The sequence below is a fragment of the Pseudonocardia sp. TMWB2A genome, assembly GCF_017312135.1.
Genome location: NZ_QKQY01000011.1, coordinates 1 through 1,353, shown reverse-complemented (window position 1 = coordinate 1,353; position 1,353 = coordinate 1). Strand labels below are relative to the sequence as shown.

At 53.1% G+C, this 1,353-nt stretch carries 1 protein-coding gene; it reads right to left on the bottom strand.

What is annotated here, in order from left to right:
* Nucleotides 1–1,168 (bottom strand): tRNA (N6-isopentenyl adenosine(37)-C2)-methylthiotransferase MiaB (gene miaB, locus DMP17_RS46275; protein ID WP_337833045.1); only part of this gene is annotated, 1,168 nt, incomplete at its 3' end.
* Nucleotides 1,169–1,353: the final 185 nt, after the last annotated feature.

Genomic DNA, 1,353 nt, shown 5'->3' with positions numbered 1-1,353 from the left:
GCGAAATCGCATACGAGTGTTCGTTGATGTGTTGTTGCAATCGCGTCAAGCGCGCGTGCTTATCCGTTTCGCTTACGTCATCAACGAGATCCGCTGCAGGCGTTCCAGGGCGGCGCGAATAAATGAAGGAGAAGGACTGATCGAAGCCGATGTCTTGAATTAGCTTCATCGTTTTCTCAAAGTCTGCATCCGTTTCACCGGGGAAGCCCACGATGAAATCCGATGCAACCGAAATGTCAGGACGAACAGCGCGGAGCTTGCGGATTTTCGACTTGAATTCCAGCGCCGTGTAACCACGCTTCATCGCCGACAGCACTCGATCACTTCCCGCTTGCACCGGTAAATGCAGATAGTTCGCAAGCTTCGGCACATCGCGATACGCTTCGATCAACGAATCCGAAAACTCCAGCGGATGCGACGTCGTGAAACGAATGCGACCGACGCCATCGATCTCCGCAATCGCACGAATCAACAACGCGAGGTCTGCAACTTCAACGGTGCCGTCATCGTTTGCGGGCAGGGGACCTTGGTAGGCATTTACATTTTGGCCAAGTAAATTAATTTCTTTCACGCCTTGCGCAGCGAGCTCGGCAACTTCCACCAAAACATCTTCAAACGGCCGCGAAATCTCTGTGCCACGCGTATACGGCACGACGCAGAAAGAGCAATACTTGCTGCAGCCTTCCATGATCGACACGAATGCCGTTGGACCTTCCGCACGTGGCTCCGGTAAGTTATCGAACTTCTCGATTTCAGGGAACGAAATATCAACTTGCGGCAAACCGGTTTCGCGCTTGGCTTGAATCAACTCCGGCAAACGATGCAACGTCTGCGGACCAAACACCAAATCAACATACGGCGCGCGCTTCACGATCGCTTCGCCTTCCTGCGACGCCACGCAACCACCGACGCCAATCAGAACAGGCTTGTCGCCCTTCTTCAAAGACTTCCAACGACCGAGCTGGCTAAACACTTTCTCCTGCGCCTTCTCACGGATGGAACAGGTGTTCACCAAAATCACGTCCGCTTCATTCACGTCCGTCGTCAACTCGAGACCTTCCGATGCGGACAAAACATCCGCCATCTTCTGCGAGTCATATTCATTCATCTGGCAGCCGTGCGTTTCAATAAACAGCTTGCCGCGGACAGGATTCAAATTGTCAGTCATGTGCTACTCAACAAGGGGAGACGGCGATTATTCCGTGCCCATGGAAATGGACGACCATTTTAGCGCGAAACGCCTATACCCACCGACAAAATGCACGTTTCCCCCGACGAGTGTCCTTTCCCTCACGCGCGCCTCTCCGCAAACTGGATCCATGAAAATCCTTCTCCTAACGCTCATCCTCGCGA